The 3,214-nt window shown below is 31.6% G+C and carries 3 protein-coding genes; all 3 read right to left on the bottom strand.

What is annotated here, in order from left to right; genetic code table 11:
* Positions 1-836: 836 nt before the first annotated feature.
* Positions 837-1,109, bottom strand: a complete 273-nt coding sequence (locus ACP6PM_RS17550) for an ISAs1 family transposase (protein ID WP_426586818.1) — start codon at positions 1,107-1,109, stop codon at positions 837-839.
* Between the two features lie 698 nt (positions 1,110-1,807).
* Positions 1,808-2,194, bottom strand: coding sequence for a transposase (locus ACP6PM_RS17545; protein WP_426586816.1), 387 nt, complete (start codon positions 2,192-2,194; stop codon positions 1,808-1,810).
* A gap of 104 nt (positions 2,195-2,298) precedes the next feature.
* Positions 2,299-2,964: an HAD family hydrolase gene (locus ACP6PM_RS17540; protein ID WP_426586814.1), complete on the bottom strand. Its 666-nt coding sequence runs from the start codon at positions 2,962-2,964 to the stop codon at positions 2,299-2,301.
* Between the last annotated feature and the right edge of the window lie 250 nt (positions 2,965-3,214).

The raw sequence follows: 3,214 nt of genomic DNA, 5'->3' as shown, positions 1-3,214 counted from the left end.
CCAGTTAGCTCCTGATTAGGGAGCGATATCAAAGAGTGACAACACACAATGAAAGATGGTGACAATAAGCAAATAGAGTGAATAATAATTGTCAGTCAATCGCAGATTTTTATAGTCATAGCATAGATTTCGGAGCTTGGTACTAGCAATTATTAGGGGCACTCGCCTATAATGAGATCACGCTTCAATGATTGACTTAATAATCAGTCCTGGAAGTAGATAGAGAACGGAGTTTTTGTCACCGTGGAAGAGATCGGAGTGAACTACTAGATTCGCGGATAATATTCGCGAATCTATCTATTTTATTAAGTTCATCAACAGTATCGCGAAGCTCACCCACACCAACACATAGCATTGATCTATTGTTCAATAAAATTGGCAGTGATAATGGAGTATTTATGGGTGATATCACTGTCTGCATTCAGTCTAATTTACTCATTTTTTATTTTTGTTTTTTTACCAAGATTGCAGTCTGCAATCACTCAATTTCTTGATAGATATAAGATTATTATTTAACTTTTATTGTCGATATTACTGTCTGTAATCACTTTTAAATAATCAAACTAAAATCAATAATAATTCTCCTAATGTACAGGAGAATAAAATTCCATTCCCCAATATTTTTACTTATTTACATTCAGAATTTATTATGAGCTGAATAAAACTTTGAGGAGGTAATCATTGTTCCAGCCAGCCCTTTTTCGTTTATTTTTTATTCCATTTTTTACCGAAAAATTAAGGTTTAAAGCCTCTCGTTTAAAGGAGAAACAAGAAAAATTTTTCCTTTGAGTCAATCCTCTTATTTTCAAGGAGAGGTAATTATTAATTAATAATTATTAATTATTGAAAGTTTTTTCCTGGTTTAATAAATTTAATGCTATTTGTCTAATTACTGCCAAATTTTCTGGAGAATTATCTGTTCTAATTCTAGAACAATCTTCCTGAAATTGAACATCTAAAACCCAATTTAATTGATTTTCAATTCCCCAATGACTACGAATAGCTTCAGCTAAAAGTTCAGCATTATTCGATAAACTACTGATATAATATCTTCGTTCACAAGTTCTTTTTTCATCTTTTTCAAAACGAAAGTAATCGACTTGCGCCAATTGATTTGAGATTTTTCCATTCCCCAAATGGATCTACTTGTTCAGCAATATTACTCACCATATAATAGTATCGATATTCCTGACGACCATGAGCTAATTCTGGTTTACAATAATCACTTTGTGTACTTTCTTTTCCTTAATTATCCTTCATAAATATCTAACACTCCACACTTAATTAGGATTTTTTAAGTATTAATTATTGAATTGATTTGAGACTTTTAATTCTTGAAAATTTTGGTATTTTTTGACAGTGATTTGAGAAGCGATAGACTTCCAATCCGCTTTCCTACGGAATGCTACGCAAACGCGTTGGCGGAGCCTAGCGGCAGCTATATCGCATATTCTATTTTCAAATTGTAATTTTGGTCATTTGTCAAAAAAATTAGATGCGTTTTCCCTGTACACCCCCTCGCTCAGGTTGAATTATTATTCCAACCTACACTGGAGAATAATATGATGAAAAAACTCACTTTTATTAATTTATCGTTAATCAAAAATTACAGTCTAATTAACCACTGTATTCATCGCTTTTACTCCCCTGCGATAATATATAAATTTATGAGGATTAAGCCTCATTAAATTTTCTACTAATTCCCAGATAAAATTATCATTTATTTCCCAATAAATCCTACATAATCCTACAAAAAACTACTATTTATTCTTTATTTTATACCTTTTTCATTAGTTCTTTATATATATTATTGAACCCCTTTATTTTTAATTTTTTTTCCTTGAAATGAACTAATTGTATATGAAATAGCTATTAATAAAATTAGATTGTTCAGTCTAGTTTCATTGGCCTTAGATGCTTCTAGGTTATAACCACCGCTTTTATAATCCTTAAACATTGCTTCTATCCCCATTCTCTGGCTATATATTTTTTTAACTTTTCTAGCAGATGATAAATTGGTGAGAATATACCATTTCTCTACAACAGATTTTTGACGATATTTCTGTTTTTTATATGCGAGTAAATTATATGTGCTTACCTTCAAAATTTTGGTGATTTTTTGATTCAATAATAGTTGGGATTTACCGACATTTACTTTTAATAAGGTAAATCCCTTTCTATATATAGCTTTCAACCAGCTTGTCACCCCGTGAGTTGTAACTGATTATCAAAACATAATATAACTCTTGATGCCTGTTCAGTAAGCTAAAACTAATTTAAAAGGTTAAAAGCTTATTGCTAGGTACCATAAATATTCCAACTATCTAAAAGTTGCTGTAGTTTTTCATCGCTAAAATCATTAATAACAATACTCGCTCCTACCTCTAATAAAGATTCAGGTTCATGGGTAGAAGCAACTCCTACTGTGTAAATTCCTGCTCCTACTGCCGACTTAATTCCCGAACGAGAATCTTCAAAAACAATTGCCTCTTCTGGGGAAATTTCCAATTTTTCTAAACATAATTTATAAGGTGCAGGATCTGGTTTTCCCACAGTCATTACTCCACCTAATATTACTAATGGAAAAGTATCTTTTAACTGCAAAACATCTAGCATAAATTCAGCATTTTCTGGCGGTGCATTTGTCACGACTGCTTTCTGAAGTTTTTGGTTTTCAAGCAATTCAATAAATTCTAATAATCCTGTTAATGGTTTTAAGTTCAAGGCAATTTCTCGAAATTTTGCTTCTTTCTGATTTGCTAATTCTTCTGCTTCTATGGTTGATAGTTTTGGTAGTAAATCTTGAATAATTGCTGGATTAGTTCTACCACTAATATATTGTTTATAAAAGTTATGGTCAATTGCTATTGTGTGATTATTTAAAATTTCTTTCCAGGTCTGGTAATGCAAAGGATCTGTATTTGCTAGGGTGCCATCGAGGTCAAACAAAATTGCTTTGAGCATCTTAATTTATTTGGGTGGATAATGTTTACTTTTGTGGTTCTGAAAAGAGAATTTTTCAGAGAATTGAGAATAGTTTGAGCTTTTATTGTGTATAGGGCAATAGGAATTTTTACCTACTAATTTCTGATTTCTGGGAAAAATTTGCCGGGGGTAGGAAGAGTCAAGCGCGACGTTAGTATCAAATTTCTATTTCTGATTTGTCTCTATTGCGCTATACGCAATAAGAATTTTTGCCTAGCATTTTCTGGAG

This window comes from Dapis brunnea BLCC-M229 (genome assembly GCF_050015995.1).
Classification (GTDB): domain Bacteria; phylum Cyanobacteriota; class Cyanobacteriia; order Cyanobacteriales; family Microcoleaceae; genus Trichodesmium.
This window is presented reverse-complemented; position numbering and strand designations above follow the sequence as displayed.

Excerpts from the sequence above, each read along its gene's own strand:
- ACP6PM_RS17540 (WP_426586814.1), bottom strand. The coding sequence starts at position 2,964 with ATGCTCAAAGCAATTTTGTTTGACCTCGATGGCACCCTAGCAAATACA.